The sequence below is a fragment of the Psychrobacter sp. 1Y1 genome (assembly GCF_051847395.2).
In the GTDB taxonomy this organism is placed as follows: Bacteria; Pseudomonadota; Gammaproteobacteria; order Pseudomonadales; family Moraxellaceae; genus Psychrobacter.
Genome location: NZ_JBPYDF020000001.1, coordinates 2,162,737 through 2,186,678, shown reverse-complemented (window position 1 = coordinate 2,186,678; position 23,942 = coordinate 2,162,737). Strand labels below are relative to the sequence as shown.

Sequence of the window (23,942 nt, the reverse complement as noted above, 5' to 3'; positions counted from 1 at the left end):
GCTTACGATAATGGCACTGCGATTTTGGTTCGTTTTGATTGAATATGTATTTTAATAATAAGTTGATTACTTCATCAGTCTAATAGAGAAGCTACTATGCCTGCACATCCAATCACCAGCTATACAAAGTCAGCACGTCTATTTGCTTTATATCAAAGCCTTCCTCGAAGTGAAGCAGATGCTATGTCACTGACAGAGCTTATGCACAACTATGGTAATGATCCTAATAATTATACAAATGAGCGTAAAAATTTAGAGAACGATCTGATTGGCTTAAATCGAATCTTTAACGACATATTCTATAGTGACGCCTTAATCCGGGTGCCAGCATGGGGCAAGAATATCAGTGGCAAGACGGCACGGTTTTATATTGAACCCAGTTTTAGTATTGATGTTATTAACGAGCAAACCGTGTTCTTTTGGGAGATGCTTGATAAATATACCGCCAACTACTTACCAGTATCTTTTAAACAAGGAATCACAGACAAGCTTACTCAACTACGTCGACAAGACAAAGATAATTTTCATCAAAGTCCACTAGGGCAATGGCAAGATCATCTCGTCACCTTGCCTAGTATTGTGCAAGCGCCAAATCTTGATAGTAAGGTGTTTGGCAGTATTCATCAAGCTTTGCTACAGAATCGTCAATTACGGATAGTCTATCAAAATAAATGGGAAGAAAAACCAGTTCAAAGAATGGTGTATCCCAAAGGACTGATCTTTATTGACAATATGATCTATCTCACTGGCTTTAATTCTGCTGATGATCATATCGATGATGACGTATTGCTAGAGGAGCATCGCAACTTTGCGGTCAATCGTATTACCGAGGTAGCCGTAGATAAGCCAATACCTGACTGGGTAGGGCGTGACGTTTTTACATTAGATAGCTTACAGAAGCTGGGCAAGCTAGAGTTTGGTAAAAATACTGAAATCAACTTGGTTTTAAAAGTACAGAAATTTGCCTGTCAGCATCTTTATGAGCGCCCATTATCGATAGATCAGAAGATTACGATTATTGATGACACTTGGCGTCAAGTCAGCGCTACAGTTGCTAATACGACTCGTCTGCAAGATTGGCTGGTAAGTATGTCGCAATTGTCCGTTGTCATTGAACCATTAGAGCTAAAGACAGTTATTCTTGAGCGCCTAGAAAGTGGGATGCAGCTTTATAACCGTAATTAATGATTTCACTTTAAAGAGGGGCCGAGTATGACAGTAGATAGTAGTATTAAAGATAAACAGACTATAAAAAACGATATCAACGAAGAAGATAATGATGAGCTTCAGATAGAGCCCATACCTTTAGCTACTTTATATACGCCACAATCAGATAGCTACCTCTTGTCTGAGGTTGGGTTTATTGTTATCGAAGATGGTTGGGATGAACAGTCATTGCTAAATCTACAACAACAAGTCGGTTGCACATTGTTTGCGCTACAAACCACAGATAAGCATATTGATAGATTCGAAGTAATAGACGGGATCATTATTTGCAAAGTGGATGAAGTCAGGCAGGTAATAACCGTGTTTGAATCAGTATTATCTGATTGTGATAAGGTTGGTATAGATGTTAATGATATCAAAAAATCTTGCGGGGCTGAAAAGCCTGCCAATTTTATACAGGCTAGGGCAACGGACATACCAGATTCAGAACAAATAAAGAGTACCGTTAATCATCTGCTCAATCAAATTCCTGAAGGTCTTAGTATCGAGTATATGATGCTTGATATTGAAAGCGATCATAAGCTATCTCTTGATGAATTCTTTAGCGTCACAACTGCTGTTGAAAGTCGGATTTCTGATGATGCAGAAGTGTTTTACGGCAATAGGATGATTGATAAACCTGACCATTGCTGGATGGGGGCAATATATGTGGCTGGTTAGCGTGGCAGGTAGGCAAACGCTCATTATTTAAATCGCAAGGAATGCAGAAGATGACAAAGACAGATAAAGATTTATTTGATGATTTTATTCAAGATCAAGATACTATCTATTCACAAGTGATTGAAGAGCTGACCCAAGGTCGTAAGCGCACGCATTGGATGTGGTTTATTTTTCCACAGATGAAAGGGTTGGGGCACAGTAAAATGTCTCGACGCTTTGCAATAGAGAGTCTGGAGCAAGCACAAGCGTATTTGCAGCATGAGGTGCTTGGAGCACGGTTAATAGAGTGCGCTGAATTACTGCTATTACATCCTGATAAAAGCGCTTTGGATATCTTTGGTTCACCGGATAATTTGAAGCTGCAATCTTCGCTAACATTATTTGCCTTTGCCGCTGGTAACAAGTGTGTATTTGAGCAGCTTTTACACCAATCCTTTGCTGGCAGTTACGATATAAACACTATCAAGATGCTAAAGCAAATCAATGACCAGCAATATAAGTGAATAAAACCGAGTGAGATTTTAAGAGGATAGATGAGTATGAGTACCGTGCAAAGTTTGATAAATGATGTGAGCCAAAAGATTAACGCTTTAGAGACTGCGCAAGCACTTTATAGTCGTCAATTGTCTCCAGACTTCAGTACTTTTGATTATATCAATACCGATGAGTTAGGAATTAGTCGTATTTTGGCAGCTCTGCTTGATCCTAAAGGAAGTCATGCTCAGAAAGAAAGTTTTTTAAGATTATTTGTTGAGTATTGTTTGCCTGTTATACATAAAAACGATAACTGGCAGATTTTCCTTAACAATCTTGAGAAAACAGACGTTTTTCTTGAAGAAATAACGGGGAAAAGTAATACCCAACGCCGTATGGATATTTACTTAAGATGTCAGGTGGATGATGACAGCTACGGCATTTGTATTGAAAATAAACCTTATGCAGCAGATCAGCTTGACCAAATGAAAGATTATGCTATTGAACTTAAAAATAGAAAACACAATTCTTGGCATCTTGTTTACTTAAACGAGGATAATGACGTACCAAGCGAGTATAGCGTTGATACTAAAACTTTAGAAGGTTGGATAACCCGCAATCAATATAGCCATCTTAGATTTAGTGACTTGATTGGTTGGCTCAAAGCGTGTCAAGTAGAATGCCAGAATCATAGTGTCAGTGAATTTATTGCACAGCTAACTAAGTTTATTCAAAAGAAATTTATGGGAATAGAAGATATGAACGAAGATAATGCAGTTTTAGAGATCATGAAGAAAAGTGTAGAGAATATAGAAGCTAGCATTCAGATATCAAGCAATGTAGACAAGATGAAAAAAGAGCTCATACAAAAGTTGATACGAGATGTGAAAGCTAAATTTATAGAAAAATATAATAAAGGTTTATATCAATTAGATGTCAGCTATATCGGTACGGGTAAAAATTACGAGCAGATTAACTTTATAATCCTTAATTATAATAAAGGGTATATTTCCTTTGAGTTTCAAGGCGCAAATTTTGATCGCCCATGCTTAGGAATTAAATTTAATTCTAGAAAAGAAGTTAAAAATTGTATCGAAGCCAGCAATATGAAAGCTGTTTTGAATAGAGAGTTAATTAAAAATAATATTGGTGCTTCGCCACTTTGGCCTGCATATTACTACTTTGATCCTCAAAACTGGAAGAGCTCTACTAAGGCATGGTCAATGATAAATGAAGGAACGATGGCCGATAAAATTTTGGAAGAAATGGACACGGTGTTTCAGGTTTTAAATGATAACCATCTATTGAACGAAAAGCTCTAATTATAAGTGAGTATAATCATGAAATATCAGCTCGACAACTCGCAAATAGATGATACCCCCTGTGCCGCTTTATATCGATCAAACATAGAGTGTTTTCCACCAGCTATCATTGGTTGTTTGGTTATGAACGATGAATGGAATGAGCAGGCACTATTTGAGCTAAAACAGAAAATAAGGGCTGATATTTTGGTAGGCGTACAAACAGATAATCATGATCATGACCATGGAAGCTTAGATATCGTAGAGGCAGTTATTAAGTGTCAGCCTGATGAAATAAAAGATGTCGTTGAACTGCTTGATGTAAATGCGGCAAGTACTATTATCGGCATAGATGTGGTAGATGTTATAAACTTACTTGAGTGTGGCAATTCATTCCAGTTTGTTCACGCAAGCGCTACGGGTGATACTGAATTAGATATGGTGAAAACAGCTACACACAAGCTAACTAGCCAACTTAAAAAAGCCCATGATACTAAAGGGATATTTGTTGGTATGCAGAGCGAGCAAAGCTTACCAATAGAAGCTTTTGCTTACATAGGAGATGCTGTCGAAGGACTATTATCTAATACTGGTGAGTATATATATTATCGATCAAGTATGACTGATGAGCCTAACTCGTTTCATTTAAAAGCGATATATATTGAGGATTGAATAGGCTATGTGATATCACGACATAAATGGAAATATATTTGGTTATACAGATGCCTTGTTGACTGATGATAAAGTCAACGAAAACCAAATCGTCATGAATACGAATAGAGTTAGTGTTTTAAGTGAGAGGGATTGATTATGGCAGATAAAAATATCAGGAGACCATCCCAGATTCTGTGTAACTGCCATTTAGATTAAATGCTTACTGATGCGATCATCAAACATAATCATAAAACGATTCAGAGCAGACGTCCAGTTACGGATTGGCATCGACCACTTTTTAGACGCCTGCTGGGTGGCTAAGTACACCACTTTGAATGCTGCCTGATCAGATGGGAACACCTTACGCTTATTCACTGCCGTCCGAATCACACTGTTTAGCGACTCTATCGCATTGGTGGTATAAATCACTTTTCTGATGTCTTTCGGATACTCAAAGAACACCGTTAAGCCCTCCCAGTTATTGCGCCAAGACTTGACCACGTGCGGGTAATCTTTGCCCCAAGTCTCATCAAAGTGCTCAAGATTGGCCTCTGCCATCTCAAGGGTATCAGCGCCGTAGATGGCCTTTAAATCAGCCGCTACGGCCTTTTTATCCGTCCACGGCACAAACTTCATTGAATAGCGCACCATGTGTACGATACACAGCTGAACCTGTGCCTTTGGATAGACGGTGTTAATGGCATCAGGGAAGCCCTTTAGACCGTCAACACAAGCGATTAAGATGTCTTGTACGCCACGGTTTTGAAGCTCGGTAAGAACACCTAGCCAGAACTTAGCGCCTTCATTCTCTGAGAGCCACATACCAAGCAGCTCTTTTTTACCGTTAAGGTTAACGCCTAGGGCTAAGTAAATGGCTTTGTTGATGATCTGCTTGTCTTGACGTATCTTCACGACGATGCAGTCTAGATAGACGATAGGATAAACACTGCTCAGCGGCCGGTTCTGCCAAGCAGTAATGTCCTCTAATATGTTATCGGTGACTCTTGAGACAAGAGAGCTTGAAATGTCGACATCGTAGAGCTCTTTAATGCTCTCTACGATCTCAGTGGTGGTTTGACCCTTGGCGTAAAGGAATATGATTTTATCATCGAGACCTGAGATACGGGTTTGATGCTTACTAACGAGTACAGGCTCAAAGCTGCTATCACGGTCTCTTGGGGTAGAGATTTCAAGATCGCCTGTATCACTGCGGACGGTCTTTTTAGTGTGTCCGTTGCGCTTGTTTGGTTTATCTGCTTTCTCATGCTTGGGGTAGCCGAGATGGTCTTCCATCTCGGCTTCAAGTGCGGTGTCGATAAAAGATTGCATGAGCTGCCTCTGAAAGTCTTTGATGTCATCGAAGCTGTTCATGCTACCAGCCATTTGCTCGGCCAGTTTTTTAATGTCAGATTGAGTAGTCATTGCTTATTCTCCTGTTAATGGATTATAAGCAGTTACACAGTTTTTAGGAAACTCCCAATATCAGTTTTTTAGCTGAAAGTAGCTTTGATTATTTACTTGCTAATAAAGTCACTTCTCCACATAGCATGCTCACATACTGCACAAAACCAACTCTCTTTTGCCTGCATATAGGCGATATCAGCAGGTACTTCAATTGGACAGGCGCTCCCACAATATTCACAGCAAACATCATCTAAGCAAGTATAGCATTGGCTTACAGTTTCAAATAATATTTGCGAGCTAATATTGTATTTTTGACAGAGCATACGCACATAATCTGCATAGCTGATTTTATGATTATAGGCCCAATAATCCTCACAGACCCGTTTATCCCATGCATTTTGTATCATGCTCCATTCAATCTTGACGCCCACGATATACTCCTTTTTACTGGCAGAATGACTGTGATTAGTGTCACATTTTTATAGTTACTATATCTATCGAACAAGTCGTACCCATCACAGTTAGCCAGCTATTGAGCAGCAAGATGAGTCTATGACATAATAGAGCGTTAGTCAGCAGAAAATAGTTTTTGACGGAAACTTAGTTATTGCCAACGAGTATTATTTTAACAGAAAAGTAGTCACTGGCAAGTATTTTTTACTTACCAATAAGGATTTTATTGTGATTTCATGTAATCTACCAGTGCTTTTAGCGGAAAGAAGATTGCGAGTTGCAGATTTAGTAAGAATGACAGATATCAGTAAGTCAACGCTTCATAGAATTTATAATGATGAGACAACTCGCATAGAATTCGATACCCTGAGTAAGTTGTGCCAAGTATTAAAAGTCACCCCAGGAGATGTTTTAAAGTATGTTCCCGATGATAACGAAGAGAACTAAGCTTGATAGGAAGGTCGACTGATATAAGACGTTAACCTCCTCACCCAACTAAAATTGAAATTTTAAAATACTCTTTAGCCTTTATTTATCATGGGTTAGAGAGTATTTTTTTGTCTAAAAAATAGTTATGAATCAGTATTTTATTTATCCAAAGATAAAAATATAACAGCAATATCAAAGGCTTTACAATCGATAGGTTATAACATATCATAATTAGTATAATTCACTATTAATAGTATTAAAATGAATAGTATTCATCTAAAGCCTACTCAGAAGTTCATAACTTTTAGTAAATATAATTTGGTTGTTCATCAAGATGCGCAAAAGGCATTGCTAATATGGCATCAATTTAGGCCAAGAATGAGAGGTATAAATATAGGTGGCTTGGATGACTATTATCGCCCACCGCTACGATTGGTCATTGGTAAAGATTCGACCTATTATTTTTTTAATGAGTTTAGAAGGTTTGATGAAATTCTAATAGACGAGATGAGTTTACGTCAGCCTTGTCTAGTTGCCGCTGAAAGCTTCAGAGATATTAAGCGTTTGGCTTGGAGTGAGGTTGTCGAGCTGGCCTTCTCACGGGGAATTAATCACCCTGATTTTTTAAAAGCATTAAGCTCCAGTGCACCAAAAAGTATTATTTGCGAACTCATGAATATTGAGCGTCTGACGGTAGACAATTATTGTAGGTTTGCTGGTATCAGCCAAAGTGCTTATGAGTATCAGCAGTGTAAGGTAGCCAATGATGAGGCGATGCTGGGGCTGCCCAAAAACCTGAATTGGATGGATATATCTTATGGGTCACACTAAATTATTTAATGATGTGACCGACAGGCGAGTGTTGGATAAGCTTATTCCAGTAGGTTCACCACATCACATACAAATGTCTCAGCTAGTGATTGATGTGATTAATTTAGTGCCAGATAATGATACTGATTTACTGCCGTTGACACCAGAGTCTAATTTTGCAGACTTTACTGGCATAGACTGTGAAGATGTGATTAAAGAAATCATTCGGGAAGGTAAAACTGGAGAGTGGGCGGTCAGCTATATGCTAATTGTCTTTTATCAGACGTATGGCGAAGTTGATATCAATAATAATGCTTGGCGGTTTATGAGTGGCTACTTAAAGGTTATGGTTACGATCACAGTGCGCCATGACAAGCACTTTGCTAAAATAGATAAGCTTGGTGTGCGTGTTCGTATGGCGCTAAGACATTCTGATCCACAACGTGGCATTCTCGACCAGTTAATTAGCATTCACGCCCAGTGCGACAGCTTGTTCTCATGTTTACTTTATATCAGACAATATGAAGTAAGCGTCAAACAGGAAGAGGCAACAGGTGAAATAGCCAACCAATATCTTGGTAGTAAAATTGGTCAAATTAGGTTGGCTTATGAAGTAGCGATTGATAATAAGGCTTTTATTGGTAAAACCTATACTGAAAATATTAAATGCATAAAGTCGGCTCAAGCAGTCACTAAGACAGTGATGCATATCGATGGTGAGCCGCTACAAAGAATAATGTTTGGTACGAAACAATTAAAAAAACACAGTAACGTGGCAATCGCTGAAAATATTGCCGATGACGATGAAATACCATTACTAGACAATGACTTTAAGCCCGCCACACAAATTGCTAAATCCTCTGAGATGCAGCAATGGCGATTAAAGAACAACCATCAACATGCCCGCCGTAATCAATTTCATTTCCCAACCAATCATCGTCAGCTAAGCATTACCGGCTACCAGATGTTATTTGCCACGCTTTGGCAACGTTTTATGGATGTTGATAAAGAGAGTGGCACTGGATATGTGGTACTACTGCTATCACTGTTAAGCGGTCTTAGTATTGATAGTATCATTGCTGATTGGCAATGCAGTCGCAGTCAACGGCAGTATTTCATTTATGATCGTGTCCGTGAAATCATTAGCATTGGCATCACGATTGATGTGACGACCAATACTCGAAGTCATCTGCTTGCCCACAGACAAAGCTACGGCAGTACCTTTTATTGCGCACTGCCTGAAGCTTTGCAAATCATGCTTGAGGATAAGATTGCCGTTTCATCCGATACTGTTAAAGCCGCTATCTCTTACGCTAAAGATATACTTAACCTGCCAGCACTGAGTCCCCAGTATATTGAAGCAGGCTTATTTATCCTGATAAAAAATGAGCTTAATAAGCCATTATATGCTGATCTGATCACAGGCGTTGATGTACGGCATAGCTCTGCGCTGTATTACCTTAGCACTAAAACGGTAGAGCTAGAGCAAACTTATATAAAAGCGGTAGAGCTGATAACTGAATACTGTAATGATGAGCAAAAAGCACTTTTAATAGATGAGTGTAGCGTACCGATGAACGGGCATAGAAGCCACATTGGTAGTGATATGGCACTAAAGACCACAATGTGCCAGCAGTTCTTTAATCAACTGGCTGTCAGTGCCGAGAGCTTTAATGGCAAGCTAAAGTCCCACATGGATCGCTATATTGCGCAGTTTAATAGCTATAGTATTTGGTTGTGGCATATTGTCATGATCCAAACGGGTATCCGCCCAGTTAAGCACGCACCAGGCTTGCTACACCAGTTTGACTTTCATCGGTGCATGTTATGGGTATCTGACAAAGAAGAGCGTCATGCGCAGTCTGATGGCAGGCTCATTCCTCTTAGCAAGTTTTTGATAACGGCTATTCAAAACTACATTATTTATATTAAGCAATTTGCTGCCATCTATAATTCATTATGTCCAGCAGCGCCTTATCCCATCAATGAAATCTTGCAATCAGAACAACCTCTCATTCAAATTTACCAAAAAAATCCAAAAGGCTTTGCCAGTATTACACCAAGCCGCATCCGCTACCAGTTGCAAGATTTTTTTAGTCATCAGGATAACTGGCTGCGTCACCAGCTGAGATCTATGCTCACAGGCCGCGTGCCTGACTATCTGATTTGCGCCCTTTACGGTCACGAACATGCTGATCAGGAATTTATGCACCCGATGTCATCAAGCTCTATCAATCAGCTGCACCAGCTCAGCCCTCATTTAGATGCGATCGCTACAGATCTTCACTTAAAACAAATTGAGGTTCGCCTATATGGATAATATTAGCGCTCATAAACTGCGACAGCTTAATAGAGAAGAATCCAAAAAAAGTATTAAGCGTGATGCTAAAAAATTAATCGAAGAATATATCAATCAAAATTCTATGCAGCCGCCTTGTGAGCTGCAGCATCATTATGAAGCAATTAACCAGTTACTAGAAGGGACGTTCGACACCGCTCAAAACTTCCAATTGGCGCGGCGCGGGTTTTTAGAGTTTGTTCGTGATTATAATAAAACTCACCAGATATATCTTAATGAGCCTGTGGTACCCATACTGGCAACTCGTGAGCGCTTGACCATTAACTATGATTGGTTTGTGAATGGACGTGCTGTGGCAGACAGTAGCGCGACAATGATAGAGGTTTGGCAACGAAAACGGCGTTTCTCAGTGAATGACTTGGTTGAAGGGGTACTGTATTGCAGCATCATGTATGGCGGTATCAACGACATCGAGGTTTTAAAAGTGCTGTACGATTGGCTATTTGATGAGCGGCAGATTTATCAAACTAGCATGCCAGCAACTGATGAAAAAAGCAGAGTAGAGCATTTGGCTGTGATACCGCTTAGAGTGCGTGATGATAATTATGGAGTTACGCTAGATGACAGCGAAAGCTTACACCGTTTTGTTGATTATGTCCCCGATGATATGAGCCTGTGTTTTTTATATGCTCTAAAAAATAAAGAGTTAAACACTGCCAAGATAAAGCCATTTAATACCATAATCAACGATATCTCACAAACGCTTAAACTCACCAATAAAGATAGTGAGCGCCCGCAGCACTCACTGCTCATTAAATATGCCAACTATCACTGGCGACAGCTAGAGGGTAGCCTGATTGATGGTGCGCTTTCCGTGGTGAAGCAAGGTGATATTAAAACCACGGGGCTGCCGACTGAGAAACTTATTCATTATAACCGAGAGCCCATTAAGCCAAGTCCTGAGCCACTCGAGTGGTCTGAGCTGTTTGATGCCAGTTATCAGACGGCAGGAAAATCACAAGACAAGAGAAATGCTACAGCTTATCCAAGCTTTAGTAAAAATTTGATCAAAGAGCTACAAGATGCACTCAAACTGACTAGAAACGCCGCTATTTCTACTATCACAACATTAAAAATAGACGCTAGCCAGCCCAATGCACAGCGCTTGCTTAGTTGGACTCTGTCGTTGCTCGGTGATACTAGCATTAGACTAAATACTATCAGTAAGTATGTAGGCTGCATTGGCCGCGACTGGCTGATGCTAACGATGGATGAGGACGTTGATCAGTGGGAAGGCAGTGACTTTGAGGAAGTTTATGAGCAGATTATTCAGAGTAAGGTAAAAGATGGCCGCAGGGTATCTGTGCTTAGCAAATCATCAGAGTTTGATGATACGTCTAGTGGTATAGATAATGATAACAATGCTACTGGTCAACAGCTATCTCATCTTGACCGCCTGAAAGACAGCCAGAAATTTACTTATGGGCGTCTGAAAGCATTTCATGATTATCAGCGTATGCACTTTGATGCGCCTTACGTTTATTTTCCATGGGGCAATAATCGGCAGGTAGTAAAATCTGAGATGGTGTCACCGCATGTGTATCATGCGATGAAAGATTATATTCAGTCATCAAATTTAGATTTTGAGCAAAAGCAATTATGCTTTGTGGTTCTAGCACTTGCTTATCGCACCGGTATGCGTATCAATGAAATCATTGGTACTAAGGTTAACGACATTACAGATATAGGGTTTATCAATGGCCAAGTGATTGAAGCGCCAAAAATAATTCTCAAACCCAACCGCTATCGTAGTCTTAAAAGCAGTAGTGCCAAACGAGTGATACCGATAGATAAGATTTTCAAGATTGATGAGTTGCAACCGTTCATCGCATTCTATTATCAACAAAAAAGGTTAAAGCGCCGCTATTTATTCTCACAAGGGTCAGGCGATCAACCACTACCATCTATGTTTTTCAGCAATATGATGAAAATAATATGGGATCGCTTATTAAATAATCATGACTTTACCTTTCATAGCTTTCGGCATACCGCCATTAGCCAATTGGCACTGGTGTTAAGCGGCTCACCACTTAAGCAGGTGATGACGGATTATGATAAAGATCATAGCGATGCTATCGTTGAAGCTATTCTTGCTAATAATAAAGAAAAGGGGATGTGGTTTGGGCTGGCTAGCCTTGCTGGACATCTAACGCCAGATACTACGTTTGAGTATTATATCCATACCGCTCATTTGCTGGCTGGGTGGCAGATGAGTAAGGCCAAACTTGTTATGCCTATAACTATATTTGAGATGGTGACAGGTATTGGTTACCAGACGGTGAATAGGCAAGACAGCAGGGCATATAATGCCAGTACTAAACAGGTGCATCTTGATAAGTTGCGTGGCTATTTAACCAACAAGATTGCGAGCAAAGATTCTCTATTTTTTTATAACAGCACACCAGCTAACATGGCTTGCCAGCAAAACACACAAAATGATGCAGTAGATACCCAGCTATCTATATTTATTCATCCTAAAGTTTACGATGTCATTGCGCTGTTAGAAGAGCTTCAAAAAATAAGCGTTGATAAAAGAGCAGATCAGTTGGCAGAAGTCGCACTTCGGCATGGTATTTCTGTCAATAAAGCTAGAAAGATTTACGATAAAGCTTGTCAGATTTTTACTGATGATAGGTTATTGCTGAGTGCGCCGAGTGGACATAAAAATCAAGAGGTTCTAGTTAAAGCACTTGATTGTGCGTATCAGATGTCAATTGATGAACCTGCTAGACTGAAATCGTTTGTGGAAATATTTACAGGTAAACAAAACTTAAACGTATCATCGATTCATTTTGGGATTAAAGAGACACAGCTTGAAATGCTACAGCAGTTCGTGACAATAGGTTGTCAACTTACCGATGCTGGACATTGGCAGATTAGGGCGCATAGCGAGCAAGCAGCACGTAATGTTAAAAAAGAGCTAGGGCTCGATAGCTCAATACGTGTGGGTGCTCGTGAGAATTTTCATGGTTATGAGGTTAGGGCAGTACAGAAAAAACGTAAGCGGTCTGATAAGAATTTGGCTATAACAGGCGATTATTATGCCTCATCGGGAGTAATGAAATATTTGGGCTATATTCTAATGATATTAGTTGAATAATAGTAGACTAAAGACGATATTCTAGATATACATCAGAAGTTTTTAAAGGTAGTAATTTATAGCATAACGATGTTTAATGAATTCAAATAAAAATATATCTTGTAGCGAGGTTTTGTCAGTTTTGTCAGTTTAATTTGAGGTGGTATATGAAAAAAAAGCACAAATCAATCTATGATTTGCTAGGTGTTAGCACTTCTTTGGGGATAAATAAAAAAGCTATCCAGAGCCTCAACAATTCACTTAAATATAGTTCTCCTAAAAATAAGAATGATAGTAACTATACAAAACTATACGATGATCTAGTCCTGTTTTTGAAGCAGTACTCTCCTGTAGATATTATTATAGCTATTAATACTATAGAGCTATGGCCGCCTAATATCTCATCACTTGTAAAACAGAGTATTTTAGTTAATGCATTTTTAAGTATTAAAGAAAATGACTTTAAATATAATAAAGCTATTAACAACTACGATGAATTTTGCAAGTTCTCTAGCTATTTAATAGACTTACTTCCCACATTTCCGATGTTGGAAGACTTTGTTCCTGAAATAGATTGGGGAGAAGTTAAGGTTAACGTCGACAATCAGTACTTTAATATATTCTATGGTGGCTGTATTGAAAGAGTGCCTGACTTTTTGCATTCTTTCTTAATTATTCATGGTGATAAGCCAGAAGCAATAGTCGACATTTTATATGCCTTAAAGTTGCAAGATCATATAATTAACCAACTTAAGCATGTCGTCGATCTACCTAAAGATGTTCAAAATGGGCATATTGAGATTCCAAATGTTGATTTTTGGATGGCTTGTCGACAGGTGATTACAAATACTAGTGACTATATTAGCGAGGATACCAATGGCATAGCTATAAGATTGGGCAAAGAGAGAACTTACTCAAGTCTTGACGAATTTACTAATGCATTTATGCAGTCACAGGTAAATCAAAATGTGTTTGTCGAAATTTCAAAAAAACTATTTCCTTTTTCAATTCGTAATAGTATCTCTGTTGTCATAGATAAGTGGGCCTCAAAGTCATCCGATCCTAAAGAAGTCTCATTTCGACTGCTTGACTTCATCAACCGTAGATTAGAAACACTCAGTGAATTACCATTACAATTATTTGATGCAGAAAAAATTTACTCTCCCATAATAACCTCTGTGTTTTACTTTGATGAAAAATTTTATTTTGTAGTGATTTTAGATGATGACGAAGACACAGCTGGAAAGCTTGAAACTGATTTGCAGAATGCGCTTCAAAGTGAGTACTGGGGTTTTAAAAAATTAAATTCTCCTTATGCTTTTAATGTTAAGGAGCGAATTGGAGACATGGTCTCAAGAGAACAGATAGAGATCTTATACGTTACAGGAGGTGCCGCTACCGCGGCAGGTTACTATTCACCTCCAAAATCTGGAATAGTCTTTCCTTTCCCTGAATTCATTTCAGTTTTTGATAGTATTGAAAATGCTGATGAGCTTGTAAAATTCTTAAGTTTTATAAAAAGACATGACCGTAAGATGCATTCCTCTGTTGTTTCGTTAGTAGACAAGTTTGCAACCTTCAAGGACTCAAATGGAATTTTAGAAAAAGGAGCCACTACCTATGACATTATAGCTTTAGACCCTCATAGTGGCTCTAACTGGCGCTATAAATATTTGGCTAATTATTGGCAAAATTTGATTGTAGACTTCCCTGATAAAATATCTAAGTGGACACCTAGTAGCTCTTACGATGATATCCAATTTTTAAGTGCTAATAATGGTACTAAGTATACTTGGTCAACTAAAGTGTCAAATACATCCATACATTTTTTGGTAGAAATTAATGAATTCATAAACTTACCTCAAATAAACGGTAGAATGCTTAATTTTTTTGCTGAGAGTACTGCAGATGCACTATCTCAAAGACGAAACATTATCTCGCAACTTATAGTTGTTAATCAGTATCAAACGATTATTTTCAAATGTTTACTTGATGAGAATTTCTTGATTGACGATAAAGGTAAAGTAGGACCTACTAGTAAAAACTTTTTTAATGATTTAGTTTGGTGGGTTGATCAAGATACAAGCAAATATGATAAATGTCTAGAAATCAGACTATCTGTAAATATCTTAGCTATGAAAACAGAGTTAGACAACTCGATCAACAGTGAGTTTCAAGGCAAGCTAGCAAAGAAAGTAATAAATATTATTTATGAAATAAATAAAAGCTTTATCTCGGATCAAACCATTGAACTTTTAGAAGAGTCGTACAAGAACCAAACCAGAGTATCTTTAGGTGCGATGAAGAGAACATTTGACTCTCTTGAAAGTTTTCATATTTTACCTAAACCTGAACATTATATAATTGCGAGGAAGGAATTAGCAGAAATAATAAGAAATAAGGGTTATGAGAAAAATCGATATGAGCTTGCTGTTGCTAAAGATCTAATTAACGATATTTCATCAGACTATCTAAGCACACTACTTAAGCTTCTTTCAAAGTTTGATAAAGTTCAGTTGCTGATAAGTTTGTTAGATAATTACGATGCTTACATTAACTTCAAATATCATCATAATCATCGTGCATTAAAAAGCTTAGAACATGAGGTTGCATTTAATAGAGAAGAGTCTGTTTATGACTTACAGAGCGAGTTTAACAAAAACAGTAATCATCATCGTTATATTATTGAAAGGCTAGTTGCTAATAAGTCTAGTGGTCGTGAAGAACCTTCTAAAGAAAATATTTTATTGATACTTGCTTACGTAGGTTGGTTAATGACGTTGTACTCTGCCAGCGATGTTATTCATCACGGCATTGAGGTTGGAGGAGTTGAGATTGACAGCGAATACATTCCACAGGTGTTTTTCTCAGAAAACTCTGGAAAATTTGATCATGAATTCGGAATTGAACAAGCAGGTACTAATCTGGGGGTAGGTGTTAATGAAAGTGACGAGGTTACAGGAGAAATTACTGAAAAAGTACTAAATCAAATCAATGTGGCATTTATGGCCGATTTAGGTTTTTCATTCACAACACTTATTATAACCCTAGATGTTCTACAAAGCTGGGCAAATATTAATCAAATCGACCTAGAAAATCATTATTGCGCTTTTTTCAGTGAATTAGTTTCTGTATGTGTTAGAGAGGTTTTAGAACTCCAGGATTCAAATAGAGTTGTTATAGAGCAAGAAATTAGAAAAGCCATCAATTTTTTAACTTTAGATGCAGATAGAGTGGTTAAAAAATTGGGTTCTGACAAAGTGGAATTTGATGTACCTGTATTAGAGTACAACAAAAGAGATCAACGCTTAAATATAAAACCTTTAATTAGAATAAGCAATGACAGCGTTTTATGGAGCGCAGGTTGTGCTTTTAGGACAAGGAAAATATGGCTAGCTCGAATAGCTGAGGGTTGCCTGCCTGCCAATTTTGCTTGGAAATCTGTTAATACGGTAGTTGATAGCATTAAAAAAGACATAGAAAAAAAACTTGAATTGGTTACCTTTGAAATATTTAACCGCTACTTTCATTCTAACTATTGTCATCATGGTATAGATTTTAAAAGAAAGTTTAAAAAAGAGGGTTTTGAAGATGTTGGTGATTATGATGTGCTGGTATACATTCCCCAATCAAATACTTGGGTTATGGTCGAATGTAAATACAACCAAACTCCATATTGCTTACAAGATATGAAGCGTCTCCGAAATAGGGTTTTCGATGAAGGTAGAAAAACTCATGTTCCTAAAATATTGAAGCGACATGATTTTCTTGTTCAAAACCATCATAGGATTTGTGAAATTTTAGGATACTCACTAAATACTGAAACTAACCCTAAAATAATTATGTTGTATATTGCTAGGCAAATTTATTGGATTCATAGAAACCCTCCGGTGCCAATTGAAATTGAGTTTATTCAAGTTGATAAGCTAGACAATTGGATTATTAAAAATAAAGATCAGTGGTTTGATTGAGGTATCTTAATAGAGATTTTTTATATAAGAAATCTCAATAAGAACCATAAGTAGTACTACTGACGAAACTATCATTCAAGCACAAAAAAAGGCGCTATTTTTCAATAGCGCTCTAATACTACACTGCCATAACTGCCATAACTGCCATAACTGCCATAACTGCCATAACTGCCATAACTGCCATAACTGCCATAACTGCCATAACTGCCATAACCTATATAAGCTCAGTTAATTTTGAGTTAATAGAGTAACGCTCTGTTGGTCTACCTCCTTGACCTGTACTTGGTACTTCCTGCCAGCTCAACCAGTTATGTTCGACTAATATTTCAAGCGCGTTCAATACGCCATCAGCATCATTCAGACCTTTCCAGCCTTTGCGGATTAGCTGCCTAGCGGTAAAGCCATGACTAATCCAGTCGGTTGTGTCAGTTTTGTCAGCTCCCTTTCTGACCATTTTCATTATTTTATCGGCTAAATAAGACGCTTTGATATTAGCGCTATCAGTGACAGTGCTATATATTCTCATCATGTGACTCTCTAACACATCACACCATGCCAGCGCTGCCTTGAGTGCATTTATATTGACTGCACCTAATGATGTGCCATGTTCGATGCAATCCACTAAATGAAAGATTAGTGCTAATGACGGCACTGTTTTAGCATATTTGAGAAGATGCTCAGCTATGATGCTATGTTCAGCTTCACCAGCTCTGAGTTTAAGCGCATCATACCAATTCATAAATTCTTGATAAGCTTCATCATTAAAGCGGTAGTAGGGACGCTTATGGTACTCATCAATCGGATTTGCACCGTAGCGCATGAAGTCGCCTAGCTGCATACTGTCGATGGTTTCAAACAAGTTATAGATAGCATCACGGCTTTCTTTATCAGGTGGCAAGTCACGCTCTTTACTGTTCGGTAGAGGATCAGGATAAACCATCAGTTGAAAGCGTTGGATAAGTCCGTCATTTCCTAGCCCTTTCATGGTTTTAGATAAGTAATACTCAAGCTTGTCAGGCTGAATGCCACCAATAACTGATAAACAGTGAGTGTCGATAAACACTGAGCCTCTGCCTATTCTATCGACTTGAAAGCTACCTAAGCCATTAAAGCCCTCAAGATAGAATGAGCGCGCTTGTTGATTGCTCTCATTCTCTAGTGAAGCAAGCCAACCTGTCAGCTCATCACGCTTAACCAGCATACCGTTTTTGTGTTTGCTCTCCAGCTCTCCGATACTCTCAATCGTACCGTCATCAGTAACGTAGCGTTTAATCTCAGGTATCAGATCATCACTCTGCTTGGCCTCTGCTAACTCTTGCGCTTTGGCTTTTAGGTCATCTTGGCTGATTTCAGTAGCATCATCGGCTTGGGTTGCTAGCTTTTTAGCAAGCTCACTGAGCTGTTTCTCAGCTGCCTTTGTCATGTGCTTGTTAAGCTCTTTTTGGGTGTCATGCTCGAGCTTGTCCTCATTGTACTTATTTTTAGCAAGCGCTACTAAATGCGATATGGGTTTTAAGCCCTCAGATAATGACGGTGATTTCTTACTCGATGGATCACCAACAATTGCACCATAACAGTTAGGTACTATTTCCCAATTATCGTACATTTTTGGGTAAATGCTCAGCCTAGTGCCTATTACGCTACCTAACGATACCATCAAGGGCATCAGTACATATTCGATAGGTGCGCTCAAGCGCTCAGCACAATTTGAAGCATAATCCCATATCATTTTTGGCATCATAGTGCTTGTAAGTGTCTTAACTGGTGGTAGCTTTTGACTGATAGGTTTAGGTTTTGGTTTGCCTAGTGCTTGCAAGTTTATAATCTCAGCATCGGCTATCAAGTCATCATAATCAGCACCAAACTCGAGCGCGTCATAAATAAGCGTATGTTCACAAATAATGGCTTCAACATTCACTCCTTTAAGTGGTGTTATGACTTTGGCTTTATACTGTGAGGTGGTCACGATAGTGACTTGATGCACCTCTGCAAAGTGCTTTACCGTCCGATTTAATAAACTCGGTATAAGGCAAGTGAGTACCGTTACGTCAATGCCTTGCTTGCGATAAGCGTTATAACATCGCACTGACTCAGCAAGATCAGCTACCACTATCCACTTACTATCACGACTCATTGAGCCAATGATAAAGGCGCTCGGTATGTCGGTATCGGATATAAAGATACGTCCGTTATCATCAAGCGGTATGCTAGCAAGATTAACTTGCTCAGCTTTGTTATTGAGCATAACTAAACCTAGCGTATTAGCAGTGTCCAGTTGTACTTGCCCTTCTAGTTGTCCAGAAAAAATGGTAATATCACAATGTAGTTTATAGATATCAGCATTTTCATGAGTATTGATAAGAGTTGCTAGAACTTCGTTATCTGCTACGTCTGCAAACGTAGCGAGTAAGAAATCAGCTAGATATTGAGATAAGCCCATGCCGTCAGCATGGGCTTTTTCTTTGATTATATTATTCATTAATAATCTCCTGTGCATTATTGACAGGATTACTATGATTTTCCAGCCACTCTATAACATCCGCATTTCGCCAAGCGACCATGGTTGGTGATAGTTTAATGCTGGCTGGGAATCTGCCATTTTGTGACCATTCGTGTAGCGTCGTGCGCCCAAACGGTAAGAATGGTAGGATGTCTTTAGCGCGTGACATGCCTTGATGTGGAAGATAGTTAGTTACTACATCACTATTTTCAATATGAGTATGTTCTGTGTCTTGAGAGGGTAACATTCTGTTTCTCCATATGAACCGTGACGGGGTGTCTCGGTATGGATAGAATGATACATTTTGAAATATTGAGATAGTTGAAGGTTCAATAATCAGATTGAACCTTCAGTTTTCCTTATTTTCTAAACCAAGGTCTGTAAAAAATCGTCAACATACTTTTTAATACGTTTATTAGAGGACTTAAGTCCATAACCACATTCAGAATTGATTTGTAAATCACAAACGAGGTTTTGGATTTCTTCGTTTATAGCTGACGCATTAGGTTTCTCACCAACTTTGAATTGTGAAGATTTTTTAGATAGAAGAATGGCCATCATTGCGATTATTTTATGGTCCTGATTTCTTGCTCTACGATTAAGATTACTGTTTTTATCTTCCAAGCTCAATGAATTAGAATTCTCTAACTCTCTTATATTGTTGTAATCACTTGAATTTATAAAATACTCAATATCAAATCGAGAGAATACTAGCTTACAAGTGTCATTTATTTTTAACTTTGGAGTATCAACCTGTTTTGAGCGGTAAAGTTGATAGCCATAAAATTCATGTTCATTATTCTTTATGGGATAATCAATAAATTTCTTTATATGAGCCACTGGTTTGTCAAAACCAAGTTCTACTTGTATACCATCTACAGTATTTATAATGGATAAGGGCGATAATCTAAAAATAGCGTGGGTTTTATACTCTATTTGTGATGGTTTAGTACTATAACCATGCTCAAACGTCCTAACTAGATTTTTTATGGAGTTTAGAGTAGGATTATAATTATATAAATTGGAGCTCTCGCTTACATTTCCATTAAGGTTAGTTGGTTCTAGAGTATATAGAAGAGTTTCGATAATCTGATACGAAGCGTATGATATATAGGACTCAACGTCACCTACTAATCCTCTATATTCTAAATATGGAGTAAGGTGGTTCTTTGAGATTAATTTGAAGATAACCTCACTCAATTCCTTTTTATTTTCTATATCAATATTTAAGTTTCTAGACAATAATGTTGTCAATTCATCTAAGTCATAGAACTCTTTAATCTCATTGCTCATAATTAGTCTCTACTTCAGCTACGTCTTAGTATTATTGTTACATGCACTATCAACAAAACTCGCCCATTCATTCATCATATCTCTACGGTATTCTAAATGCTGAGCGCCATTGTACGCTTTACTAATTTTATTCTCTTGTTCATGTGCTAGCTGTAATTCAATAGCTTCATGCATAAACCCTTGCTCGTGTAAGGTAGTGCTTGCCAGCCCACGAAAACCATGCCCTGTCATTTTATACTTATAGCCCATTTGATATAGAGCGTTAATAAAAGCATTTTGACTGTACGGCTTACGGGTAGAGGGGTTATAGAACACATACTGCTCTGAAAAATTTAGTTCTTTGATTCGCTCTAATATCCTCATAACCTGTGGTGCAAGAGGCACAACGTGAGGTCTATCCATTTTCATTTTGTTTGCAGGTATGCGCCAAGTTTTATCATTCCAGTCGATCTCTGACCATTCCATGAACCTGAGCTCATTAGTGCGCACGAAGGTATAGCATAGAAACCATAGACCCAATTTAACAGTGATGTGACCTGTGTAATTATCAATGTCGCTTAAAAGCTGAGGCAACTCTTTTGAAGTAATGCGACTGTGATTTTTAGTCTTATGCGGTTTAATGGCCGCTGATAAATCTGCTGCAGGATTTGACGTTGCCATACCAGTACGAATAGCGTGCTTAAATACTTGTCCTACTTCTGCCATTATTCGCCGTGCCATCTCATTAGCCCCGCGTTGCTCGACATTTTTACCAATCGTTAAAATATCAGGTGATGTAATATCGTCGATAAGCTTATGGCCGATAACTGGTTTAACGTCGCGTATGTAGGCTGAATAGTTACGACTAAACGTACTAGATGCCAAAAAGGTCTTGCGGTCTGCATACCAAGCCTGGGCAATAGTATCAAAAAGCCTCGAACCGTCTTGCTCAGCGCGTTGTTCCTTTTTCTTATCTTTTGGGTTAATACCTTCGTTAATAAGCTGCTTTATTTCTAAATTACGCTGGCGTGCCTGCTGCAGTGTGATTACAGGATATTTACCTAAGGTGAGTGACTGCTGTCTACCTTGCCAGCGATAAGCGCTGACCCAGACTTTGTTTCCTGTATGTCTTACCCATAGCTGAAGGCCATCACCATCACTATGCTTGTCAGGGCGGCTAGGGGTGCATTTTTCACTTGGGGTTAGTTTGTTGATAATCGTATGAGTTAATGGCATGTTGGTATATCTCCGTGTTGGTATAATCTATACCAACAAATATACCAGTATTCTATATAGTTCGCCATATACCAAGGCATTCGGAAATTACGTAAAATCCCATAAAAAAAGGCTTGCCACATCGCTGCGAACAAGCCTGATTCAATATGTGGTGGGCCCAGTAGGACTTGAACCTACGACCAAAGGATTATGAGTCCGTGTCTAAACGTATCACTCAGTTTACCGCAATATCATTTACAATATAGTTATGTAAACAATATCAGCAACTTAGAGTGCATCACCTAAAAATAGTATCACTCAGTTTATGGCAATTTACTTTATATGTGATTACTATATGATTACTTTTTATAAAATAGATTAGTAATCACATGGAAGCCAAGTTAACCACTGCAAAAATTGAAAAACTAGAACCGCAGGACAAACAATACTTCGTTTGGGATGTGAGATTCACAGGTCTGGGCTTACGTATTTCACCTGGTGGCAGTAAAGCATTTATTTATCAAGGTAGGGTTGGCGGTACCGGCACACCCAAGCGTATCACTTTGGGTAAATTCCCTGTCATGAGTTTGCAAGACGCAATCGATAAAGCATCTGAGGTTAGCAAGCAGTTAGCATCTGGTATTGATCCAAGTCGCACCAAGGCTGACAACATGGCCAAAAATAAGGCTTTTGCTCGTGAACAAGTACGCAAGCAGCTGACGTTTGGCGACCTGTTTACGCACTACATCAATACTCATAAATCTGAATGGTCAAAGACTTATCTTAATGATCACTATCAAGCAGCGCGTCCGTATCTGACAGACAAGCCTTATATGGCTCAGCCAATTGGTAATATATGGGAAGTGTCACTTGCTGAGCTTACGCCTGATTTTGTAGAGTCGTGGATTCGTAAAGAGAACGAAACACGCGCTACTACCATGGCCAAAAACTTTCGTATGTTTAAAGCATGCGCTAATTGGGCAGAAGACACAGACAAGTACGCTGAACTAATACCTAATAAGACTTACAATAGTCGCAAGGTCAATAAGTCAGTACAGAGTGTGCGTGCTCACAAAGGTTCGCTGCAGAAGCAACAGTTAGAAACTTGGTTTAATGTAGTTGACCAGATTGGTAGCGTTCAGCGAGCTGCTTTAATCTGCATGCTAATGAACGGATCCCGACCAGGGGAGATGCTGCAGCTTAAATGGTCTGATATAGATTTTGAATGGAATACGATTAAGATTGTCGATAAGGTTGATCAGTGGGAACGTATCATTCCACTGACGCCTTATACTAAGCAAACTATCCAAGCTTTGCCGCGTATCAATGATTTTGTTTTTGGGAGTAAGGTAAGGCAGGAAGGGTATATTGAAATAACAAAAAAATATCGCACCTTGCTTGTAGAGAGTGGCTTGCCGAACTTGCCGCCTAAAGCTATGCGTAAGTCATTCAGAACGCTGTCTGAGTGGGTAGATGTACCGCGTGGGATTGTCAATCAAGTTATGGGCCATCGTCCAAGTGCAATTGATGAAAAGCACTACGTTGACCGTCCGATTGATTTATTGAGAATGTGGCATGGTAGGATTGAGCAATTTATACTAAAAGAGGCCGGTATTTATACCGGCCATCTTTATGATTAAAGGTCTAACAAGTTTCGTATGTCACGCATACGCCAGTAAGGTGTGCCATTGATACGCTTTGGCTGTATAGGCCCATTACTTTGACTGGACCAATTGCGCAATGTGGCTGCGCTATAACCAAGCATGCTGGCAGCATAAATATGATTCACATGCGGTGCACCTGCATAGATGGCGGTGTGAAGTAGCTTTTCACCGTCATACTGCAGCTCTTTAAATGCAAAGTTAACGAGCTCACGTCCCCGTTTACCAGAATTCTTTAGCGCTTCAAGGTCAATATCAGTTTCAATCGTTGCCATTGGTAGTCACCCCGCTATTACCCCGCAATGCTTCATCTGCAAAGCGTTTAATTATATTAATGACGATTTCTTCAGCTTTAGCGTACCGAGCATCTTCATCGTGTCCGTAGAGTACGCCCCAACCGTAACCCATCTCTAAAACATCTTCCATCATTGCTGCGCTTACTTCTTTTGGTATACTAATCACAATATTATCCT

The 23,942-nt window shown here is 38.8% G+C and carries 20 protein-coding genes; 12 read left to right on the top strand and 8 right to left on the bottom strand.

The window, feature by feature from the left end:
* The first annotated feature begins 96 nt into the window (after positions 1–96).
* The 5 genes from ACS8FA_RS23045 to ACS8FA_RS23025 are packed head-to-tail and all read left to right on the top strand — an operon-like array spanning position 97 to position 4,334.
* Positions 97–1,185 carry a helix-turn-helix transcriptional regulator gene (locus tag ACS8FA_RS23045; RefSeq protein WP_165596927.1) on the top strand — a complete coding sequence of 363 codons (1,089 nt, stop codon included), beginning with the start codon at positions 97–99 and terminating at the stop codon, positions 1,183–1,185.
* A 27-nt stretch (positions 1,186–1,212) separates the two neighbouring features.
* Positions 1,213–1,887 carry a hypothetical protein gene (locus tag ACS8FA_RS23040; RefSeq protein WP_165596928.1) on the top strand — a complete coding sequence of 225 codons (675 nt, stop codon included), beginning with the start codon at positions 1,213–1,215 and terminating at the stop codon, positions 1,885–1,887.
* 50 nt (positions 1,888–1,937) lie between these two features.
* Entirely contained in the window at positions 1,938–2,390 is a 453-nt protein-coding gene (locus ACS8FA_RS23035; RefSeq protein ID WP_165596929.1) for a DUF1810 domain-containing protein, read from the top strand.
* A gap of 36 nt (positions 2,391–2,426) precedes the next feature.
* Entirely contained in the window at positions 2,427–3,683 is a 1,257-nt protein-coding gene (locus tag ACS8FA_RS23030; protein WP_439267341.1) for a PDDEXK-like family protein, read from the top strand.
* Between the two features lie 18 nt (positions 3,684–3,701).
* The gene (locus ACS8FA_RS23025) at positions 3,702–4,334 is read left to right on the top strand and encodes a hypothetical protein (RefSeq protein WP_193834177.1); all 633 of its coding nucleotides are present in this window, start codon (positions 3,702–3,704) and stop codon (positions 4,332–4,334) included.
* Between the two features lie 189 nt (positions 4,335–4,523).
* Here the strand turns inward: ACS8FA_RS23025 and ACS8FA_RS23020 are convergent, their stop codons facing one another.
* Positions 4,524–5,738, bottom strand: a complete 1,215-nt coding sequence (locus tag ACS8FA_RS23020) for an IS256 family transposase (RefSeq protein WP_439267509.1) — start codon at positions 5,736–5,738, stop codon at positions 4,524–4,526.
* 92 nt (positions 5,739–5,830) lie between these two features.
* Positions 5,831–6,151 carry a hypothetical protein gene (locus tag ACS8FA_RS23015; RefSeq protein ID WP_165597234.1) on the bottom strand — a complete coding sequence of 107 codons (321 nt, stop codon included), beginning with the start codon at positions 6,149–6,151 and terminating at the stop codon, positions 5,831–5,833.
* A 250-nt stretch (positions 6,152–6,401) separates the two neighbouring features.
* On the opposite strand from ACS8FA_RS23015, the gene ACS8FA_RS23010 reads away from it, so the two are divergent.
* The 6 genes from ACS8FA_RS23010 to ACS8FA_RS22985 all read left to right on the top strand — a co-directional run bounded on the left by ACS8FA_RS23010 (position 6,402) and on the right by ACS8FA_RS22985 (position 17,053).
* A complete protein-coding gene (locus ACS8FA_RS23010; RefSeq protein WP_165597235.1) occupies positions 6,402–6,620 on the top strand; it encodes a helix-turn-helix domain-containing protein in 219 nt (72 codons plus the stop codon).
* 243 nt (positions 6,621–6,863) lie between these two features.
* A complete protein-coding gene (locus ACS8FA_RS23005; RefSeq protein ID WP_165597236.1) occupies positions 6,864–7,433 on the top strand; it encodes a hypothetical protein in 570 nt (189 codons plus the stop codon).
* Entirely contained in the window at positions 7,420–9,732 is a 2,313-nt protein-coding gene (locus ACS8FA_RS23000; RefSeq protein WP_439265978.1) for a hypothetical protein, read from the top strand. Before ACS8FA_RS23005 ends, ACS8FA_RS23000 begins: the two co-directional genes overlap by 14 nt.
* Positions 9,725–12,871 (top strand): site-specific integrase, encoded by a 3,147-nt coding sequence (locus tag ACS8FA_RS22995; RefSeq protein ID WP_439265977.1) that lies wholly within the window; start codon positions 9,725–9,727, stop codon positions 12,869–12,871. Before ACS8FA_RS23000 ends, ACS8FA_RS22995 begins: the two co-directional genes overlap by 8 nt.
* A 146-nt stretch (positions 12,872–13,017) precedes the next feature.
* Positions 13,018–16,821 carry a hypothetical protein gene (locus ACS8FA_RS22990; protein ID WP_165597239.1) on the top strand — a complete coding sequence of 1,268 codons (3,804 nt, stop codon included), beginning with the start codon at positions 13,018–13,020 and terminating at the stop codon, positions 16,819–16,821.
* Between the two features lie 31 nt (positions 16,822–16,852).
* Positions 16,853–17,053: a hypothetical protein gene (locus tag ACS8FA_RS22985; protein WP_522902004.1), complete on the top strand. Its 201-nt coding sequence runs from the start codon at positions 16,853–16,855 to the stop codon at positions 17,051–17,053.
* On the opposite strand, the gene ACS8FA_RS22980 is transcribed toward ACS8FA_RS22985, so the two are convergent.
* The 4 genes from ACS8FA_RS22980 to ACS8FA_RS22965 all read right to left on the bottom strand — a co-directional run bounded on the left by ACS8FA_RS22980 (position 17,036) and on the right by ACS8FA_RS22965 (position 21,829).
* Entirely contained in the window at positions 17,036–19,300 is a 2,265-nt protein-coding gene (locus ACS8FA_RS22980; RefSeq protein WP_193834178.1) for a YfjI family protein, read from the bottom strand. The two genes, ACS8FA_RS22985 and ACS8FA_RS22980, sit on opposite strands and share 18 nt — an antisense overlap.
* Entirely contained in the window at positions 19,293–19,568 is a 276-nt protein-coding gene (locus tag ACS8FA_RS22975; protein WP_165597241.1) for a helix-turn-helix transcriptional regulator, read from the bottom strand. The genes ACS8FA_RS22980 and ACS8FA_RS22975 overlap by 8 nt, the downstream gene beginning before the upstream one ends.
* A 119-nt stretch (positions 19,569–19,687) precedes the next feature.
* Positions 19,688–20,614 (bottom strand): hypothetical protein, encoded by a 927-nt coding sequence (locus ACS8FA_RS22970; RefSeq protein ID WP_439265974.1) that lies wholly within the window; start codon positions 20,612–20,614, stop codon positions 19,688–19,690.
* Positions 20,615–20,632: 18 nt separating this feature from the next.
* Positions 20,633–21,829, bottom strand: a complete 1,197-nt coding sequence (locus ACS8FA_RS22965) for a tyrosine-type recombinase/integrase (RefSeq protein ID WP_165597355.1) — start codon at positions 21,827–21,829, stop codon at positions 20,633–20,635.
* 368 nt (positions 21,830–22,197) lie between these two features.
* Between ACS8FA_RS22965 and ACS8FA_RS22960 the strand changes: the two genes are divergently transcribed.
* The gene (locus ACS8FA_RS22960; RefSeq protein WP_439265972.1) at positions 22,198–23,448 is read left to right on the top strand and encodes a tyrosine-type recombinase/integrase; all 1,251 of its coding nucleotides are present in this window, start codon (positions 22,198–22,200) and stop codon (positions 23,446–23,448) included.
* Here the strand turns inward: ACS8FA_RS22960 and ACS8FA_RS22955 are convergent.
* Complete coding sequence (locus tag ACS8FA_RS22955) at positions 23,445–23,744, bottom strand: hypothetical protein (protein WP_420229077.1); 300 nt, start codon at positions 23,742–23,744, stop codon at positions 23,445–23,447. The two genes, ACS8FA_RS22960 and ACS8FA_RS22955, sit on opposite strands and share 4 nt — an antisense overlap.
* The gene (locus ACS8FA_RS22950) at positions 23,731–23,931 is read right to left on the bottom strand and encodes a hypothetical protein (RefSeq protein ID WP_439265969.1); all 201 of its coding nucleotides are present in this window, start codon (positions 23,929–23,931) and stop codon (positions 23,731–23,733) included. The genes ACS8FA_RS22955 and ACS8FA_RS22950 overlap by 14 nt, the downstream gene beginning before the upstream one ends.
* Positions 23,932–23,942: the final 11 nt, after the last annotated feature.